The 688-nt window shown below is 47.2% G+C and carries 1 protein-coding gene; it reads left to right on the forward strand.

The features are described from left to right. Positions 1 to 688: GTP-binding protein (locus FKN16_RS24360; protein WP_031780751.1), on the forward strand; the 688-nt coding region annotated here is incomplete at both ends.

Raw genomic sequence — 688 nt, forward strand, 5'->3', positions numbered from 1 at the left:
TGTCTAAAGAAAAATTTGAACGTACGAAACCGCACGTTAACGTTGGTACTATCGGCCACGTTGACCACGGTAAAACAACTCTAACTGCAGCTATCTGTACTACTCTTGCTAAAGTTTACGGCGGTGTAGCTAAAGACTTCGCATCTATCGATAACGCTCCAGAAGAGCGTGAGCGCGGTATCACAATCGCAACTTCTCACGTTGAGTACGACACTCCAACTCGTCACTACGCACACGTTGACTGTCCAGGACACGCGGACTACGTTAAAAACATGATCACTGGTGCTGCACAGATGGACGGTGGTATCCTAGTTGTTGCTGCGACAGATGGCCCAATGCCACAAACTCGTGAGCACATCCTACTAGGCCGTCAGGTTGGTATCCCATACATCATCGTATTCATGAACAAATGTGACATGGTTGACGATGAAGAGCTACTAGAACTAGTAGAAATGGAAGTTCGTGAACTTCTATCTGAATACGATTTCCCAGGTGATGACCTACCAGTTATCCAAGGTTCTGCACTAGGCGCACTAAACGGCGAAGAGCAGTGGGAAGCGAAAATCGTTGAACTAGCTGAAGCTCTAGATACTTACATCCCTGAGCCAGAGCGTGCGGTAGATCAGCCATTCCTAATGCCTATCGAAGACGTATTCTCAATCCAAGGTCGTGGTACAGTAGTAACTGG

This window comes from Vibrio sp. 11-4(1) (assembly GCF_013048625.1).
Classification (GTDB): Bacteria; Pseudomonadota; Gammaproteobacteria; order Enterobacterales; family Vibrionaceae; genus Vibrio; species Vibrio diabolicus.